Source organism: Streptomyces sp. NPDC057287 (assembly GCF_042667905.1).
Lineage (GTDB): Bacteria > Actinomycetota > Actinomycetes > Streptomycetales > Streptomycetaceae > Streptomyces.
Genome location: NZ_JBHUYV010000001.1, coordinates 409,709 through 426,179, shown reverse-complemented (window position 1 = coordinate 426,179; position 16,471 = coordinate 409,709). Strand labels below are relative to the sequence as shown.

Annotated in this window: 13 protein-coding genes; 4 read left to right on the top strand and 9 right to left on the bottom strand. The window is 75.1% G+C overall.

The features are described from left to right. Positions 1 to 10 precede the first annotated feature (10 nt). Positions 11 to 961, bottom strand: a complete 951-nt coding sequence (locus tag ACFUNE_RS01840; protein ID WP_383561134.1) for a LysR family transcriptional regulator — start codon at positions 959 to 961, stop codon at positions 11 to 13. Between the two features lie 98 nt (positions 962 to 1,059). On the opposite strand from ACFUNE_RS01840, the gene ACFUNE_RS01835 reads away from it, so the two are divergent. Further along, positions 1,060 to 1,962 (top strand): EamA family transporter, encoded by a 903-nt coding sequence (locus tag ACFUNE_RS01835; RefSeq protein WP_383561132.1) that lies wholly within the window; start codon positions 1,060 to 1,062, stop codon positions 1,960 to 1,962. 1 nt (position 1,963) lies between these two features. On the opposite strand, the gene ACFUNE_RS01830 is transcribed toward ACFUNE_RS01835, so the two are convergent. From ACFUNE_RS01830 to ACFUNE_RS01800, 7 genes are all read right to left on the bottom strand, one after another. Continuing rightward, entirely contained in the window at positions 1,964 to 2,752 is a 789-nt protein-coding gene (locus tag ACFUNE_RS01830; protein WP_383561130.1) for a sugar phosphate isomerase/epimerase family protein, read from the bottom strand. Positions 2,753 to 2,859: 107 nt separating this feature from the next. Beyond that, complete coding sequence (locus ACFUNE_RS01825; RefSeq protein ID WP_383561676.1) at positions 2,860 to 3,438, bottom strand: GAF domain-containing protein; 579 nt, start codon at positions 3,436 to 3,438, stop codon at positions 2,860 to 2,862. Positions 3,439 to 3,442: 4 nt separating this feature from the next. Beyond that, complete coding sequence (locus tag ACFUNE_RS01820) at positions 3,443 to 4,324, bottom strand: S8 family serine peptidase (protein WP_383561128.1); 882 nt, start codon at positions 4,322 to 4,324, stop codon at positions 3,443 to 3,445. A 3-nt stretch (positions 4,325 to 4,327) separates the two neighbouring features. Beyond that, complete coding sequence (locus ACFUNE_RS01815; RefSeq protein WP_383561126.1) at positions 4,328 to 7,492, bottom strand: adenylate/guanylate cyclase domain-containing protein; 3,165 nt, start codon at positions 7,490 to 7,492, stop codon at positions 4,328 to 4,330. 141 nt (positions 7,493 to 7,633) lie between these two features. Beyond that, on the bottom strand, positions 7,634 to 7,879 hold the full coding sequence (locus ACFUNE_RS01810; protein ID WP_383561124.1) for an aroma-sacti cluster domain-containing protein: 246 nt from the start codon (positions 7,877 to 7,879) through the stop codon (positions 7,634 to 7,636). Next, a complete protein-coding gene (locus ACFUNE_RS01805; protein WP_383561122.1) occupies positions 7,876 to 8,610 on the bottom strand; it encodes an iron-containing redox enzyme family protein in 735 nt (244 codons plus the stop codon). Before ACFUNE_RS01805 ends, ACFUNE_RS01810 begins: the two co-directional genes overlap by 4 nt. Beyond that, positions 8,607 to 9,692 (bottom strand): radical SAM protein, encoded by a 1,086-nt coding sequence (locus ACFUNE_RS01800; RefSeq protein ID WP_383561120.1) that lies wholly within the window; start codon positions 9,690 to 9,692, stop codon positions 8,607 to 8,609. Before ACFUNE_RS01800 ends, ACFUNE_RS01805 begins: the two co-directional genes overlap by 4 nt. Before the next feature lie 322 nt (positions 9,693 to 10,014). Here ACFUNE_RS01800 and ACFUNE_RS01795 point away from each other — a divergent pair, with 322 nt between their 5' ends. The 3 genes from ACFUNE_RS01795 to lanKC all read left to right on the top strand — a co-directional run bounded on the left by ACFUNE_RS01795 (position 10,015) and on the right by lanKC (position 14,452). After that, entirely contained in the window at positions 10,015 to 10,173 is a 159-nt protein-coding gene (locus tag ACFUNE_RS01795; protein WP_198959660.1) for a hypothetical protein, read from the top strand. Between the two features lie 240 nt (positions 10,174 to 10,413). Beyond that, a complete protein-coding gene (locus ACFUNE_RS01790; protein ID WP_383561117.1) occupies positions 10,414 to 11,793 on the top strand; it encodes an MFS transporter in 1,380 nt (459 codons plus the stop codon). 73 nt (positions 11,794 to 11,866) lie between these two features. Next, positions 11,867 to 14,452 carry a class III lanthionine synthetase LanKC gene (gene lanKC, locus ACFUNE_RS01785; protein WP_383561115.1) on the top strand — a complete coding sequence of 862 codons (2,586 nt, stop codon included), beginning with the start codon at positions 11,867 to 11,869 and terminating at the stop codon, positions 14,450 to 14,452. Here lanKC and ACFUNE_RS01780 read toward each other — a convergent pair. Beyond that, positions 14,436 to 16,322, bottom strand: a complete 1,887-nt coding sequence (locus tag ACFUNE_RS01780) for a BTAD domain-containing putative transcriptional regulator (protein ID WP_383561113.1) — start codon at positions 16,320 to 16,322, stop codon at positions 14,436 to 14,438. The two genes, lanKC and ACFUNE_RS01780, sit on opposite strands and share 17 nt — an antisense overlap. Positions 16,323 to 16,471: the final 149 nt, after the last annotated feature.

Genomic DNA, 16,471 nt, shown 5'->3' with positions numbered 1-16,471 from the left:
GCCAGGAGGGTCAGGCCGAAGTGGAGTCCGGGGCCGGGGCGTCGCGGCACCCGGTTTCGCCGAGCACCTCGGCGGACGCCCTCCGCAGCGCCGACACCGCCGCGATGATCGCGGGCCGTCGCGCCGCCTCCGTCCGCCACAGCGCGTACAGCCGCCGCACCGGCACGGGGTCCAGCCGCACCGCGACCACGCCCGCCGGGAGCGGCCCCCTGCCCAGCCGCGGGATCATCGCCACGCCGAGTCCGGCCGCGACCAGGGCGAGCTGGGTGTGGTTCTCCTCGGCACGGTGCCGGATGTCCGGCTCGTACCCGGCCGCCCGCAGCGTCCGCACGAGCCAGTCGTGGCACACCGTGCCGGGCGGCTGGCACACCCACCGCTCCGTCGCCAGCTCCTCCCGGCGCACCGCCTCACGGCCCGCGAGCGGGTGCCCCTCCGGCACCAGCAGATCGCACCGGTCCTCGCCGATCTCCGCCTGCGCGACGCCCTCCGGTGCGGGCAGGGGGCTGATGTCCCAGTCGTGGGCCACCGCGAGATCGGTCACGCCCTTCGCCACCAGGTCGACCGAGAGGTGCGGATCGACCTCGGTGAGCCGCGCGTCCAGCCCCGGGTGCTCCCGTCCCAGTTCCGCCAGCACCCCCGGCAGCAGCCCGCGCGCGGCGGAGGCGAACGCGGCGATGGTCAGCCGTCCCGTCGGCTGCCCCCGACGCTGTTCGAGCGTCGTCTCGGCCTGCTCCACGATCGCCAGCAACTGCTGCGCGGTGGAGGCCAGATGGATCGCTTCCTCGGTGAGCGCCACCCCGCGCCCACGCCGTTCGAGCAGCGTCGTACGGGTCTCGCGCTCCAGCTTGGTGATCTGCTGCGAGACCGCCGAGGCGGTGTAGCCGAGCGCCGCCGCCGCACCCGCGACCGAGCCGTGGACGGAGACGGCGTGCAGGGCGCGCAGCCGGGACAGGTCGAGCACCGGAACCTCCGAGGAAGTGGAAGCATGAGCAGCGCTTAATCCAACCATGAAGAAATCCGCGCTGGTGCTACATGGTCCCGGCGTCGGATGCTCGGTCCATGCGTCCCCTCCACATCGCCCTGGCCGCGCTGGTCGCCGCCGTCTGGGGTGTGAACTTCGTCGTCATCGAGCTGGGCCTCGCCCACTTCCCGCCCCTGCTCTTCTCCGCCCTGCGCTTCCTCGTCGCCGCGCTGCCCGCCGTGTTCCTCGTCGGCCGGCCCACGGTGGCATGGAAGTGGATCCTCGGTGTCGGCCTCGCGCTGGGAGTGGCCAAGTTCGGACTGCTCTTCATCGGGATGGACCAGGGGATGCCCGCCGGGCTCTCCTCGCTCGTCCTCCAGGTCCAGGCCGTCTTCACCGCCGTGTTCGCCGCCCTGTTCCTGTCCGAGCGGCCGGGCCGGCGACGGGTCCTGGGGATGGGGGTCGCCCTTGCCGGTATCGGGGTCGCCGCCGTCGACGAGGGCATGGGCGGGCCCGTGCTCGCCTTCGTCCTGGTCGTCCTGGCCGCGGCGTGCTGGGGCGTGTCCAACGTGCTCACCCGCAAGGCGGCCCCGCGGGACTCCCTCAACTTCATGGTGTGGGTCTCGACCGTCCCCGTGCTGCCGCTGCTCGCCCTCTCCCTGCTCTTCGAGGGCTGGGAGAGGGACGCCGAGGCCCTGGCCTCGCTCGACTGGACCGGTGCGGGAACCGTCGTCTACGTCGCCTGGATCTCCACCGTCTTCGGCTTCGGCGCCTGGGGCTTCCTGCTCCGCCACCACCCGGCCTCGTCGGTCGCCCCGTTCACCCTGCTGGTGCCCGTCTTCGGCATGTCCTCGGCCGCGCTCCTCCTCGGCGAGGAGATCGGCCCCCTGCGGTGGTGCGCGGCGGCGCTGCTGGTCGGCGGGGTGGCACTGACCTCCCTGACCGGCCCCCGTCGTGCCGCCGCACCCCCCGTACAGGTGATCAAGGAGGCGCGGGTCTGACCTACTGCTTCGGAGCGCCGAGCCCCAGCAGGTACTCCCGTCCTGCGGCCAGCAGATCCGGCAGCCCGGCCGCCTCCGGGTACCAGCGCTTCTCGTACTCCCAGCAGACCCACCCGTCCGATGCGGGCGTGTCCAGGCACTCCTTCAGCGGCAGCGTCCCGGCACCGAGCGCCAGCGGGGTGGTGTCCTCGGCGGAGGCGATGTCCTTCACCTGTACGTATCCGAGGTGCGGGGCCAGCACCGCGTGGGTGGCCGCGGGCTCCTCGCCGGCCAGCCAGGTGTGCATGACGTCCCAGATCGCGCCGATCTGCCCGTGCCCGACCGTGCCCACGACCCGTGCCACGTCGGCTCCGGCCCGGTGCGAGTCATGGGTCTCCAGGAGGATCCGCACGCCCAGTTCGGCGGCGTGCGGCGCGGCTGCCCCCAGCCGCCGGGCGGCGATGGCGTCCGCCTCCGCGGCGTCCTGGTCCCCGCCGCCGGGGAACACCCTGACGTACGGGGCGCCCAGGTCGCGGGCCAGCTCCACCAGGTCGGCGAGCGCCGCGAGCACCGGCCCGTCCTCGCCCTCGGACGCCACCCTCACATATCCGGCGACGGTGAGGATCTCGACCCCGCCCCGCTTGAACTCCTCGACGACGGCGGCCCGTTCGAGCGCGGTGAGGCCGGGGTGGACCGGCTCCTCGGGATGGGCGCGCAGCTCCACCCCGTGGTACCCGTTCCCGGCGGCGAGGCGCACCACGTCCGCCACGGGCATCCCGGGGACTCCGAGGGTCGAGAAAGCGAGTTTCACGGTGTGTCCTTCCACAGGGGGCCGGCGCGGGAACTGCCCGGCTCTCTCCCGGCTCCTGCCCTTCGGACCCGGCCGTCACTCCCGCGCGACGCCCAGCGTACGGGCGCTCAGCCGGTGCCCCGCAGCAGCCGCTCCAGGCTGCCGAGCAGCTGCAACGCGTCCTCCCGCCGCTCACCCTCCAGCGCCCGCCCCCCGGTGCCCGGCTGCGCGGCGAGCACCCGCAGAGCGGCCGCCGCCTGCCGGGCGAACATCGCCAGCAGGTCCAGTTCGCGGACGTCCGACCGGGTCTGGGGGGAGGGGTCCAGCACCTCCAGCACCCCGAGGACGCGCGCGTCGCTGATCAGCGGGGCGGCCATCAAGGCGTCCGGGACGTACTCCGTGGACTCCGCCAGTGAGCGGTCGAAGGACGTGTTCCGGCTCAGGTCGTCGACGATCATCGGCTCGCCCGAGGTCGCCACCCAGCCGGCGATGCCGCGCCCCGCGGGGAACCGGCGCCCCACCAGGAACTCCTCGCCCTCCCCGGAGACCGCCTGGAAGACCAGCTCGTCCGCCTCCTCGTCCAGCAGGCAGACGGAGCTCGCCGCCGCCCCGAAGATGGCGCGCGCCACGTCGACGACCGACTGGAGCAGCTCGTGGCGGGCTGCGTCACCCGGGCCGGGCGCGGGGAAGGACGCCGGAGGGAGCATGGCGTCAGTTCTCGGAGTCGTCACGGGTATCTCCTGCCGCAGTGGAGGGACGCGGGTCCGCGTGCACGTTGGCCGCGGACAGATAGAGGGCGTTCTTGAGCTGAAAGGCCGTCATGCTGGGATGCCCGGAGAGGACCCGGGCACAGAGCCCCGCGACGTACGGGGTGGCGAAGCTGTTCCCGGTGGTGCGGATCGTCGTGCCGCCCAGCCACGGCACCGACACGTTCTGCCCCGGCCCGAAGAACTCCACCGGCGGCTCCGGGTTGTACAGGTGCAGCTCGTCGTCCTCCTGGTGGCTGCCCACGGAGATCACCGAGGCGAACCGCCAGGGGAAGCTCTCCACCGGGGTGTTGTGCGCCGACGCGACGATCACCGTACGGCCGAAGTAGGCCTGGTCGGCCAGCCCGTGCAGCTCGGCTGCGAAACGGGCCCGGGTGGTCGACAGGCTCAGGTTCACCACGTCGAAGCGCTGCTCCACGGCCCACCGGAGCCCGGCCATCAGGACGTCACCGGTGCCGGAGAAGCGCTCGCCCAGCACCCGCACGCTGTGGATCTCGCAGTCGGGGGCGGTGCGGCGGATGATCCCCGCGCAGGCCGTGCCGTGCCCGCAGGTGTCCCCGGTGTCCGTCGGCTCGACCGTGATCGCCCCGCTCTCCGGGTCCTTGACCACCACCCACGAACTCTCCACCGGGCCCACCAGCGGGTGGTCGAGCTCCACGCCCGAATCCACCACGCACACCCGCACGCCGCGCCCCGTCGCCTGCTTCGCGGGCAGGCCGCCCGGCGGCCCCACGTCCGCGGGCACCGGTACGTCATCGGGGCCGCGTCCGCGCAGGCTCCAGGTGAGCCCCTGCCCCGGCACCGTGCCTGTTCCTGCCGTTCCCATCGGTCAGCTCCTCTCCGTCGTGATGACCATGGCCTCGTCCGGCACGCAGCCGGCGGCCAGCCGGGCCCCCGGCAGATGCCCCTTGCTCACGAAGTGCTCCCGCGCCGCACGCGCCGAGGCCAGAGCGGGAGCCCGCCGGCCCAGGGCGAACAGGGTGCGGGCCCGGTCCAGCTCCGCCGTCGCCCGGACCAGCGGGGAGTCCGTGAGCAGCGACGCCCGCACGGCCCGGTCCGCGTGGCCGGCGGCCTCCACCGGACGTCCGCCCGCGGCGGCCAGCCGGGCCCGCAGCCCGTTCAGGTCGACGGCGTCCGCATGGCTCAGCTCCGCCGCCTCCCCGACCCCCGCGATCCAGGCGGCCGCCCGCCCTGTCCGGCCCCCGTCGAGCTCGATCCGGGCCGCGTCCAGTGCCACGGCGGTCCGCAGACCGCCCGCGTCGGCGTGCCGGGCCGCCTCGTCGGCCCTCACCAGCAGTTCCAGTGCCGCGGTGCCGTGTCCGAGCAGCGCCTCCACGGCGGCCCCGAACACCGGCAGGAACACCTCCGCCTCGGCGAACCGCAGCTTCCCCGCGAGCTCCTGGGCCTCGGAGAGGCAGGAACGTGCTTCGCGGGGCCGGTCCTGGAGCGCGTACAGCACCGCCAGAGGGCAGTTCAGGGTGAGCCGGACGGTGGGGCGGCCCTCGCCGTGCGCGGCCAGCAGCGCGCGGCAGCGGGCCACCGCCTCGGGGGCGGGCACCGGACCGCGCCAGAGGGAGATGCCGATGGCTCCGAGGGCGCCGGCCCGTTCCGGTTCGGCCCCCGCCAGGACCGCCTGCTCCAGTGCACACGCCTGATCGCGTTCCGCCTCCTCGTGGCGGCCGGCCTGCTGGAGGTGCTGGGCCAGCCTCAGGTGGGACCTGGCCCGGCCGACCGCGTCCCCGGCCGCCTCGAAGACCGGCAGCACCGCCCGCGCCGTGGCGGTGAGCCCGGGGCCGGGGCCCGAGGGATCCAGCACGGCGAGCGCGAGCCTGGCGTGCGCGGACTCCACCGACGCCGAGTCCAGTTCGCCGACCCGGCGCAGCAGAGCGGCCCCGCTCCCGGTCTGCCCGAGGGCCACCCGGACCTCACCGAGTCTGCGGACCGAGCCCGCGTCGTCCGGGTCCAGCTCGACCGCCCGCTCCAGCAGGTCGTCCGCCCACGTGAGGTCGGACCGTGACGCGGCCTGGGCTCCGGCGCGGCCCAGCGCGGCGGCCGCGCGGCCGCGCAACTGCAGGGTCCTGTCGTCGAGCAGCCCGAGCTCGGCCCGGTAGCGGCAGGCACGTTCGAGATGGCCCCCGACGGCGCCGTCCCCGGCCCGCAGCACCCTGGGCAGTTCGGCCGCCCAGGCGTGGCGGTCGGCCTTGGCGCGTTTGGACAGCGACGCGTACGTCACCTCGTGCACCAGCCCGCTGCTGAACCGGTAGGCCGCCGGACCCGCCCCGGGCGCCGGTTCCACCAGCCGCCGCCCGGTCAGCGCCGCCAGCACCTCCTCGATACGCCCCAGATGGTGCGCCCGCTCGGCGGAGGACACCTCGACCACCGCGGGGGCCCGCCGCTCCGCCAGCCGCGCGGACGTCTCCAGCAGGAGGAGCTCCACCGCGGTGAACTCGCGGCCGACCACGGCGGCGAGATCGACCACGGTCCGCTCCGTCCGGGCCAGTGCCCCGATCCGGGCACCGAGCAGGGCCTGGAGCGTGGGCGGCAGTCCGGCGCCGGGCCCGTCCGCGGCGAGGGCGTCACCCCGGCCGCCGACCAGCAGCTGTTCCAGATGGAGCGGATTGCCCTCGGCGCGGGACAGGAGCCGCTCGTCCACCGGCCCCGCGCCGCCGTCGAGCCGTACCAGCAGGTCGGCCAGGCGGACGCTCTCCTCGCGGGGCAGCCCCGTGAGCTGGAGGCAGCCCTCGGTGTCGGCGGTCCCGTCCGGGCGGCCCACACAGACCATCAGCACACCGGCCGGCCCCGAGCCGTCCGCCAGCCGTTCCAGCGTGCGCATCAGCAGGGGTGCCGCCTCGTGCGTGTCGTCGAGCACCAGCACGAAGGGCCGATGCCGGGCGGCCCGGCCCAGCGTCGTGGTCAGGGCGGCGCACAGGTCCTCGAACGGGGCGTTCGGCGTACCGTCGCGCAGCACGCCCGCGGAGAGCAGGGCCATGGCGTCGTCGGCCGCCGTGCCGGACCGCGGAGCGCGGCCCTCCGACGGTCCCGGGGCGGCGGCGAGGTCCGGCAGGCCGCGCAGGGCGTCGGCGAGGGGGGTCAGCGTGCCCTGGTCGCCGTGCGCGCGGCACCGGCCGGCGCCGTGGGCGAGGGCTCCCGAGGCCGAGCGCCGTGCCAGCCACTCCCGGATCAGCCGGGTCTTTCCGATGCCGGGCTCACCGGCGACGCGCAACAGACCGGCCCGCCCCTCGCGCACGGTGTCCGACAGTGCCGCGTCCAGCGCGCCCTGCTCGGCGTGGCGTCCGACGAAGGGCACGTCGAAGCGGCGCAGCAGCGCCGGATCGTCCGCGCCCAGGGCCAGCAGCCGGTAGGCCTCCACGCTGTCCTGCTTGCCCTTCAGCCGGAGCGGTCCGGTGGGTTCGGCGGAGACCGTGGGCCCGGCGGCGAGCAGGGTGTCCGGACCGATGAGGATCTCGCCGGCGCCGGCGTGCTGCTCCAGTCGCGCGGCGATGTTGACGGTCTCTCCCGACACCAGGGCCTGCCGGGCCGTCGCATCGCCACCGGCCACCACCTGACCGGTGTTGACGCCGATCCGGGTCGCCAGCGTGATGCCGAGCGTGGTGCGCAGCTCCTCGTTGAGCGCGGCCAATGCGTCCCGCATGCCGAGCGCCGCGGCCAGCGCACGCCGGGCGTCGTCCTCCCGGACCACCGGCACACCGAACACCGCCATCACGGCATCGCCGATGAACTTCTCCGGAGTGCCGCCCCGTGCCACGATCTGCGCGCTCATCGCCTCGAAGTACCGCAGGGTCACCGTGCGCAGGGTCTCCGGGTCCAGTACGCCCGACAGGGCGGTGGAGCCGACGAGGTCGCAGAAGAGCACCGTCACCGGCTTGCGTTCGTCCTCCCCGGGAGTGGCGGCAGCGGCGGCGCACGGCGTCCCGCAGGACGAGCAGAACCTGGCGTCCTCCGGCAGGTCCTGGCGGCACGTGGGGCAGTTCATGACGATCCCTTCTCTGCGGGGGCGGGGCGGGGGCGGGCTGCGCTGCCGGGTGGGCAGGGCCGGGTGCGTACCGGCCCTGCCCACCCGGGGCCGCGGCGTCCGCCCCGGACCCCGGGGCCGGCCGGACCGCGCTGGAACGGCTCAGAACAGGGCGCCGCCGGCGATCTCGCCGTGTGCCCTGACCTCGGGTTCCACCGCGTCCAGCCGGCTCTTGATGTCCAGCAGCACGGTGAGTTCCTCCTCCGTGAGCTGGCTGAGCACGAGCCGCTGCTCGTCGGTGAGCATGTCCACCGGCAGGCCGGCCTCGTGCAACGCGGCCGGCAGCACGGGCGGTTCACCGTCCCCGGGTGTCCCGGGGAGGCCGCTGCTGTCGGATGGTCCTGTCATGGGGTGACTCCCGTCGGTGAGAGAGGTCCGGCCCTCCGCGGCAGCGGCGCCGCCGCGGAGCGCCCGAGCCGGACGAACAGCCTGGTGAGCGCGGAGAGGGAGTGCAGGGCGCTGACCGTCACGTCGGACTCCTGGCCGCGGGTCAGCGGCAGCCGGTCCAGCAGCGCGTACAGCTCGTCCAGGTGGCCCGTGTCCAACGCCGCGTGCTCCCGCACCGTCCGCAGCGCTGCCTCGGGCAGACCGGTCGTGCGCGCGATGCGGGAGGTGAGGCCGGCGGCGGGCGCGTACCCCTCCAGCACCGCGATGTAGCCGAGCAAGGCCACCGGGTGGTGGTGCTCGATCCAGTAGTACTGGGAGCCGGCGAGAGCGGCCACGACCGGCGCGGGCATCGGGGCGAGGGCGTCGGCGGGCAGCGAACCCGACGCCCGGATGTCCTCCAGCAGCCAGACGTCGTGGCCCTCCTCCTCCCGGATGTGCTCGCGGAGGTACGCCGCCAGGGGACCGGCCAGCGGATCGCCGCAGACGTCCAGCTGCACGGCCCGCTCCAGGGCGCGTTCCATCAGCGGAACCGAGGCCCGCACCACGGCGTGCATGGCGCACAGATAGCGCCGGTAGCGCGGCAGCAGCTCCTCCTCGCGCCACATGTGCCCCATCGCGTCGTGCAGTTCCGCGTCCAGCAGCCCCAGGGTGACCCGCAGCCGTGTCGAGGAGCTCGGCCCGGCGGCGCTCACCGGGAACCGCCCGCGGCGGTCAGGCGGGCCGTGACCAGAGGCGCGTACGCGGCGCAGCCGTGATGCCGTACGACACCCACCGGCCCCTCCGCCGCCCCGCGGTGGGCCGCGGCCAGGTCCAGCAGCGCGCCCGCGGCCCCCGCCGCCACCGCGTCCGCCCCGGCGGCCACCCTGGCGTCGGAACCCAGGGCCCGGCAGCCGTCGCAGTAGGAGGCGCCCCGGGAGGGGACACCGGAGCGCGCGGCCAGATGGGCGGGGCCGACCGTGCGGATCATGCGCAGCACGGGCGACTCCAGGGCCCGTCGGCGTACGGCCGCCCAGTCGTCGGTGGCGACGTGCCCGAGGCGCAGGTGGGCGGGGGCGGGCCGCCGGTCCACGGTGTCCTGGTTGCAGCAGGCGAGCACCGTCCCGTCGAAGGCGACCACCGGCCAGGCGGCCATGGAGCAGGGGGAGACCTCGCCCTCCTCCGGGCCGGTGCGGCCGGACGCCGCCCAGGAGGCCGCCCGGCCGAACGGCCGCACCTCGTTGACCAGTGAGGGGACCTGACCGCCGAACTCCTCGTCCACGGCGCGGGTGATGTCCGCGAGGTAGGGGTCGCCCGCCCCCGTCCCGGTGAGGTGGAAGCTCACCGCCACACCCGTCTCCCGCACCCGGTGCACGGCGCGGAACACGTCGGCGCGGGGGATCTCCCGCTCGTGGTGGGCGTCGAGGCTGGCGGAGAAGTGGTCGACGCCCCTGATCGCGCGCAGGACCGGCGGCGGGATCTCCCGGGAGCGGGCGAAGAACATGCCGCTGAGCAGCGCCGTACGTGAACCGGCGGCGCGGGCCCGGGCGCTCAGCTCCTCGACGAGCGCGGGCAGCAGCAGCGGTTCGCCCCCGGTCAGCATCACCACGTCGGGGCGGTCCGCCCGGGTGAACGAGGAGACGAAGCGCACCAGATGGCCGGCGTCGGGCTCCTCCCGCGTGGCCAGGGTCGATCCGGTCGAGCAGTGGGCGCAGCTCAGGGGGCAGCGCCGGGTGAGGCCGAGCAGCAGACCGGCGGCCGGGAAGGGCCGCCGTCCGACGAGTTCGACGAGTTCCATGCGGGGCCGCCTCCTTCAGAGGGCCGGGGCGCGTCAGGCGCGTTCCCAGGTTCCGGCTCACCGGTTCGGTGGCGGTCCACGGCCGGTTCAGGAGCGGTATGGCCCCAGGCCACCGGCCCCGCGGGACCCGGCCGGGCGGCCCTGTCCGGGCCGCGCACAGGCTCCCAACTGGCCGGATACCACTGCCATACCGCTGCCGAAGCGTCTCCCAGGCCGGCCCTCCTAACTTTCTCGGCAACGGCAGGCAACAGTCCGCCGCACCGGACGGCGGGACATCCCGCCGGCGCCGGGCCAGTGCAGTCACGAGTGGACGGAGACCACCATGTCCGAGAACACCCAGCCCGTCGCCGACGACAACAACGACGAGACCCCCGAGGTCGAGGCGCACTCCGTGCTGGACCTCCAGGAGACGGCCAACAAGGAGATCGAGGCCCCGGGCGGCAGCTGCGTCAGCGTGATCAGCGTCGTCCTGGCGGACTGACCGGGGCTCACCGGGGCGGCGCCACGGAGGACGGGGGCAGGACCTCCCGCCGTGGCGCCCGGCCGGCCGGTGATGTGGGGCGGTTCCGTCGCGACGGAGCCGCCCCGCCGTCGCTTCCGTCGCGACGGAGCCCCCCGCCGTCGCTTCCGCGGCCCGGACGGGCCCGCACCCTCGTCGCGACCCGCACTGTCCCCGGGGGTTCACGATGACCACCACCCGCACTGTCCCCGGGAGTTCACGATGACCACGCCGCTGCGCGGCAACAGGGATTTCCGGCTGCTCTGGCTGAGCGGCCTCTTCGCGGTCCTGGGCGGGCAGATGAGTTCCCTCGCCCTTCCGCTGCTGGTGCTCAAGGAGACCGGATCGGCGGTGCAGGCCGGAGCCGTCGGGACGGTGTCCGTGGGAGCCGTGCTGATCACGATGCTGCCCGGCGGGGTGATGGCCGACCGCGTCGAACGCCGCCGGCTGATGCGGATCTGCGACGTCGGCAGCCTGATCGTCGTCACCGCCCTCACCGCGGCCATCTGGTCCGGACACGTCCCCATGACACTCGTCCCGCTCTGCGCGGCGGCGGGCGCGGTGATCGGCAGCGTCTACGGGCCCGCCGTCTTCGGCCTCATGCGCGCGGTCGTCCCGGCCGACCAGATGGGCACCGCCACCGCGCGGCTCCAGGCGCGCACCCAGACCGCCCGGCTCGTCGGACCCCTCGTCGGGGGAGCGCTCTTCGGCATCCACCCGGCCCTCCCGTTCGCGGCCGAGGCACTGGGCCTGCTCCTGTCGACCGTCTGCGTGGCCCTCGTACGCACCCGCTCCCGGGCCAGGGCGAAGGCGGGCGCCGTGTTCAGCCGGCGCGAGCTCCTGGCGGGCCTGACCTTCCTGTGGGGCCTGCCCTACCTCCGTACGGTCCTCCTCGTGTTCGGCCTGGGCATGAACTTCGCGTTCGGGGCACTCACCTTCACCGCTCTGACCGCGTTCTCCGACGGGGGCACGTCGGGCGTCGGCGGCGGCTTCGTCCTCACCTGTGTCTCCGCCGGGGCGCTGTCCGGGGCGCTGCTCGCGCCGCGGATCAAACCCGCCCGGCACTCCCGGGTCCTGATCGTCGCCACCTGCTGGACCTGTGTGGCGGCTGCCGGGGTGATGGCCTGGGTCAGCCGGCCGGTGGTGGCCGGGATCATGTGCGCGCTCACCATGTGCCTGTCGACGATCGCCAGCATCGGATTCCTCTCGAAGCTCCTGGTCGTGACCCCGGAGGAGCGGGTGGGCCGGGTGCAGAGCGCGGCGGGCTTCCTGTCCTCCATGGTCCAGCCGTTCGGGCCGCTGGCAGGAGGCGCCCTGCTGACCACGTTCGGTGCCCGCTGGGCCTTCGCCCTGACCGGCTGCGTGCTGGCCGTCTCCGCCCTCGTGGTCACCTTCGCCCGCTCGGCGCGGACGGAGCCCTCCCCGGCCGGGGAGGGGGAGCCCACCGGCCCGCCGGAGCCCGGCATCAGGACAGCGACCGAGCCCGGCATCAGGACAGGCATCAAGACAGCGACCGAGCCCGGCACCGAGACAGGCACGGAGACCGCGGCGGGCCCGGCCCGCGCACCGGCCGGCGCGGAACCCGCCGTCACCGGGGACTGATCCGCGAACCGGGGCCTGCCGCCCACCGCCACCGTCCGCCGTCCCCGCGGGCATCGAGAAGAGGGAGCCGAGCGTGCCAGGCAACCAGGAAACCCAGCTGTACTGCCTCGCCGACCGTACGTACTTCGACACCCCGGCCCGGCTGCCCGACGAGGAGTCGCGGTACCGGCTCGACACCGACCCGCCCCCGGCGGGCTGGCGCCGCGAGGCCGTGGGCCTGTGGACCTCGCTGGTGCCCGAGCACGTCGAACCCGCCGAGCAGGGCTGGAAGATCCATGTGTCCACCGTCCCCGGTGAGGCCGAGGCCACCCTGCGGGACACCGCCCGGATCTGCGTCCGCCACGGTGTGCCCTTCAAATTCCTGCGCAGCGAGAAGGCGTTGCTGCTGGTGGCGGGCAAGCACATGAACCGCAGCGGCGCGGGCAAGTTCATCGCGGCCTACCCGCCCGACGAGACCGTGTTCCTCGCCCTGGCCGACGAACTGTCCCGGACCCTGGCGGGACGCAGCGGCCCCTACATCCTCAGCGACCTGCGCATCGGCGACGCACCGGTCTACACGCGCTACGGCGCCTACGTCCCCCGCTGGTGCGACGACGCCGGGGGCCGCCGGGTCCTCGCCCTGCGGGACCCGTCCGGGAAGCTCGTCCCCGACGAGCGCGGCGTGGTGTTCAGGGTGCCCTCGTGGGTCGAGGTCCCCGAAGCCCTGCGCCCGCACCTCGCGGCACGCGCCGCCGCCCGCGACGACTCCTTCCCGTACACGGTCACCGGGGCCCTCCAGTTCTCCAACGCCGGAGGGATCTACCTCGCCGAGGACCGGGACACGGGGCGGCGCGTGGTGCTGCGCGAGGCGCGGCCGCACTGCGGCCTCGACGGCGCGGGCGACGACGCCGTCACACGCCTGCGCCGCGAGCACCGGGCGCTGACCGCGCTGGCCGGACTGGACTGCGTACCCGAGGTGTACGGGGTGCGGACCGTGTGGGAGCACCACTTCCTCATCGAGGAGTACATCGAGGGGAACACCCTGCTGGAGGAGATCGTCGCCCGCTTCGCCCTCGTACGCGGGGCGGACTCGGCGGACGAACTCGCCCCGTACGTCGCGTGGACCGATGCGGTGACCGGTCAGCTCACCCGGGCGCTGGAGGCGATCCACGCGCGCGGCCTGCGCTTCGGCGACCTGCACCCCTCCAACATCATCGTCCGGCCCGACGGCCGGATCGCGCTCGTCGACTTCGAGTACGCCACCGCCCTCGACGACCCCGACACCCCGCTGGCCGGTGGCCAGGGCCTCCAGGCTCCCCAGGGAACCCCCGGGGTGGAGGCCGACGCCTACGCGCTCTGGGCGACCTGGCTCTCCATGCTGATGCCCGTCATGGAGATGGCCGGGCTCGAAAGGGCGAAGGCCCTCACCCTGGAGCGCTGGGCCCGCAGGCGGTACGCGCTGCCGGCCGGGGCGGGGCCCCGCCGCCCCGGACTGCTGAGCGGCATGGACGCCTCACGGCGGCGGGAGGCCGAGGTGGCCGCCCTGTTCGAGGGGCCGGAGGTCGACTGGGCGGGGATACGCACCCGGCTCCTCGCCGGTATCCACGCCGGGGCCACACCCGGACGGGCGGACCGCCTCTTCCCGGGCGGCCCCGATCTCTTCTCGACCGGCGGGACCGATCTCGCGAACGGCGCGGCCGGCGTCCTGTACGCGCTGCACCGGGCGGGCGCCCCCGTCCCCGGGGAGTGGACCGACTGGCTCGCGGCGGCGGCGCTGCGCAGGGATCCCGCCGGGGCCGGCGGACTCTACGACGGGCTGCCCGGCGCGGCGTTGGTGCTCTCCCTCCTGGGCCGCACCGAGCAGGGACGGGAGGTGTGGGAGCGCGCGACGTCCGCCGCGCCGGCGGCTTCGGCGGATCTGCTCACCGGACGCGCGGGCACCGGGCTCGCCGCACTCCGCATGGCCCGGCTGAACGGCGCCGACCCCGACCCCCGGCTCGTCGACAGCGCCCTGCGCACCGCCCGGGACCTGGACCGGCTGGTGCGGGGCGAACACGTGGACGGCATGAAGCCGCCGGAGTCGGCCGGGCTGCTGCGCGGTCTGAGCGGAGCCGCTCTCCTCCTCCTGGAGCTGCACGCCCTGACCGGTGAGGACTGGCTGCGCCGGGCCGCCCGCGCCGCTCTGGGCCGGGAGGCCGGACACCTGGTCACCATGGACGACGGCTCGCTCCAGGTGAAGGACGGCCGGCGCCACCTCCTCTATCTCGGCCAGGGCAGCTCAGGGGTCGCGCTGGTCGCGCAGGCGTACACCGCCCGGTACGAGGACGAGGCACTGAGCGCCCTGATCCCGGGCGTGGCCCAGGGCTGTGCCATGGAATTCGTCCGCGAACCGGGGCTGTTCACCGGGCGGGCGGGCCTCGCCGCGGCGGCGGGCCAGCTCGACCCCGCGAGCCGGACCGGGCCCGGGGTCATGGCCTCCGTACGCAATCTCGCCTGGCACCTCGTCGCCGACGAGGACGGGCTGCTCGTCCCGGGCGCGACGCTGCGGCGCTTCTCCGCCGACCTCGGCACGGGGGCTGCGGGGCTGCTGCTCGCCCTGCACTTCCTGTCCGGGGCCCGGGAGACGGCCGACGGTGGGCGTCCCCCGGGTCTGCTGGACCTGCTCACCCTCGGCCGATGAGGCGGGAAGCACCGCTCCCGAAGGGGAGCGGTGCTTCCCGCACGCCGGCCGCACCGGAGCCCGCCGACTCCTCGCGGGCGTACAGACGGAGCAGGCGCGGCACCTCGTACAGCGCGGCGTGGGCGGTGACCTCACCCGCGGGGGAGGTCACCGCACCCGTGTCCATGAGCGCCTCGACCGCGCGTATGGTGCCCCGCTCGTCGCGGTCCAGCGCCGCCATCGCCCGCTCCAGGGTGAAGCCGCCGTCCCCCGCGAGCCCCGCGAGCCGGACCAGCGCCCCCCGGTTGCCGGCGCTCAGGTCCCGCCAGCCCGCGGCGAGTCGGGAGCGGACGGACACGTCTCCGGCCACCAGTTCGTCCAGGGCCGCCGTCGGATCGCCGAGCCGGTCCGCGTACTCCGCCAGCGGAAGGTGCCGCAGCACCGCCAGCCGCATCCCGCTCACCGCCACCGCCAGCGGCAGGCCTCCGCAGGCCCGCACGATGCGCAGCGCCGCCGGCCGGTCCGTTCGCAGCCGGTCCTCGCCGATCAGCGTCCCCAGCAGCTCCAGCGCCTCGTCGTCCTCCGGAGCCTCCAGGGCCGTCCGGTGCACGGCGTCCAGCCCGGCCAGCTGACCGCGGGCGGTGAGCACGAACGAGCACCGGCCCGACCGGGGCAGCAGCCCGCGCACGGACGCCTCGTCGGCCACGTCGTCCAGCACGACCAGCGCCCGGTGCCGCGACAGCCAGTCCTGCCAGGCGTTCTCGGCCTGCGCTTCGTCCGGCCGGCTCGGCCCGCCCACGTCGCACAGCCGCCCCAGCTCGTCCAGCATGTCGTTCCGGGAGCGTGCCGCACCGTCCTCCCTGCGGGCCCGGACGTGGACGCGCCCGTCGGGGAAACCGTCCGCGAGCAGGTGGGCCGCCCGGACGGCCAGCGCGGACTTCCCCACCCCGGCAGGGCCGGAGACGATCAGCACGGAGCCGTCCGCGCCGCCCGACACGGCGAGCAGCCGCGCCAGTTCGTCGTCGCGGCCGGTGAAGTGCCTGCTGTCCGCCGGCAGCGACACACCGCAGGCGGCGTTGCGGGGAGCGGCGGGGCGGGACGTCCGGCCGCCACCGAGCATCGCCCGGTAGAGGGCCGCCATCGTCGGGCTGGGTTCCAGACCCAGCTCCCTGGCGAGCAGCTGGCGGTAGTCGTCGTACACCGCCAGCGCCTCCGCCTGCCGCCCGGTCTGGTGCAGCGAGTTCATCCACGCCGCCCGGAGCCGCTCCCGGAACGGGTGACGCTCCACCAGGTCCCGCAGGCCGTCCAGCGCCGAGCCCGCCCGGCCCGTCTCGATCTCGGCCTCGGCCCAGTCCTCGTAGACCGTCAGACAGCGGGCCTCCAGCCGCTCGGCCTCCTCGGCCACGCCGGCGGAGTCCCGGAGGTCGTGCAGCGGCGGACGCTCCCCCCACAGGTCCAGGGCCTCGCGGAGCAGCCGGGCGGCGGTGCGCAGGTCCCCCCGCTCCCCGGCCGCCCGGCCCGCCCGGGCCAGCGTCCGGAAGCGCAGGGTGTCGAGCTCGCCCTCCTCCACCCGCAGCCGGTAGCCGCCGCAGTCGTGCACGACCCGGTTCCGGTCGTCGCCGTCCACGGCTCCGAACAGCGCACGGGCGGCGCTGACATAGACCTGCAGGTTCTTGCGCGCGGTCCGCGGCGGCCCCTCCGGCCACACCACGTCGGTCAGCACGTCGACCGGCACGGGGGTGTTGGGACGGGACAGGAGCGTAGCCAGGACCAGCCGCTGTTTCCGTGGTCCGAGCGGCAGCGGCCTGCCGTCGATCACCGCCGACAGCGGCCCGAGCAGTGAGAAGTACACCGCGCCGGCGGAGCCGGGGCGAACGGAGGATGGGGGCATCAGCGGGCCTCCTGGCCGGGGGAGGGGCGACGAGCTGCCGTACACCGGTCGATCCTGCCGCGGGGCGGAACGGCGCACATCGGTGCGCACCCCGCATCTTCCGGGGCGGGCACCCGACCCCTGCCGCCCGGGGCCCCCATGTTGCGGGG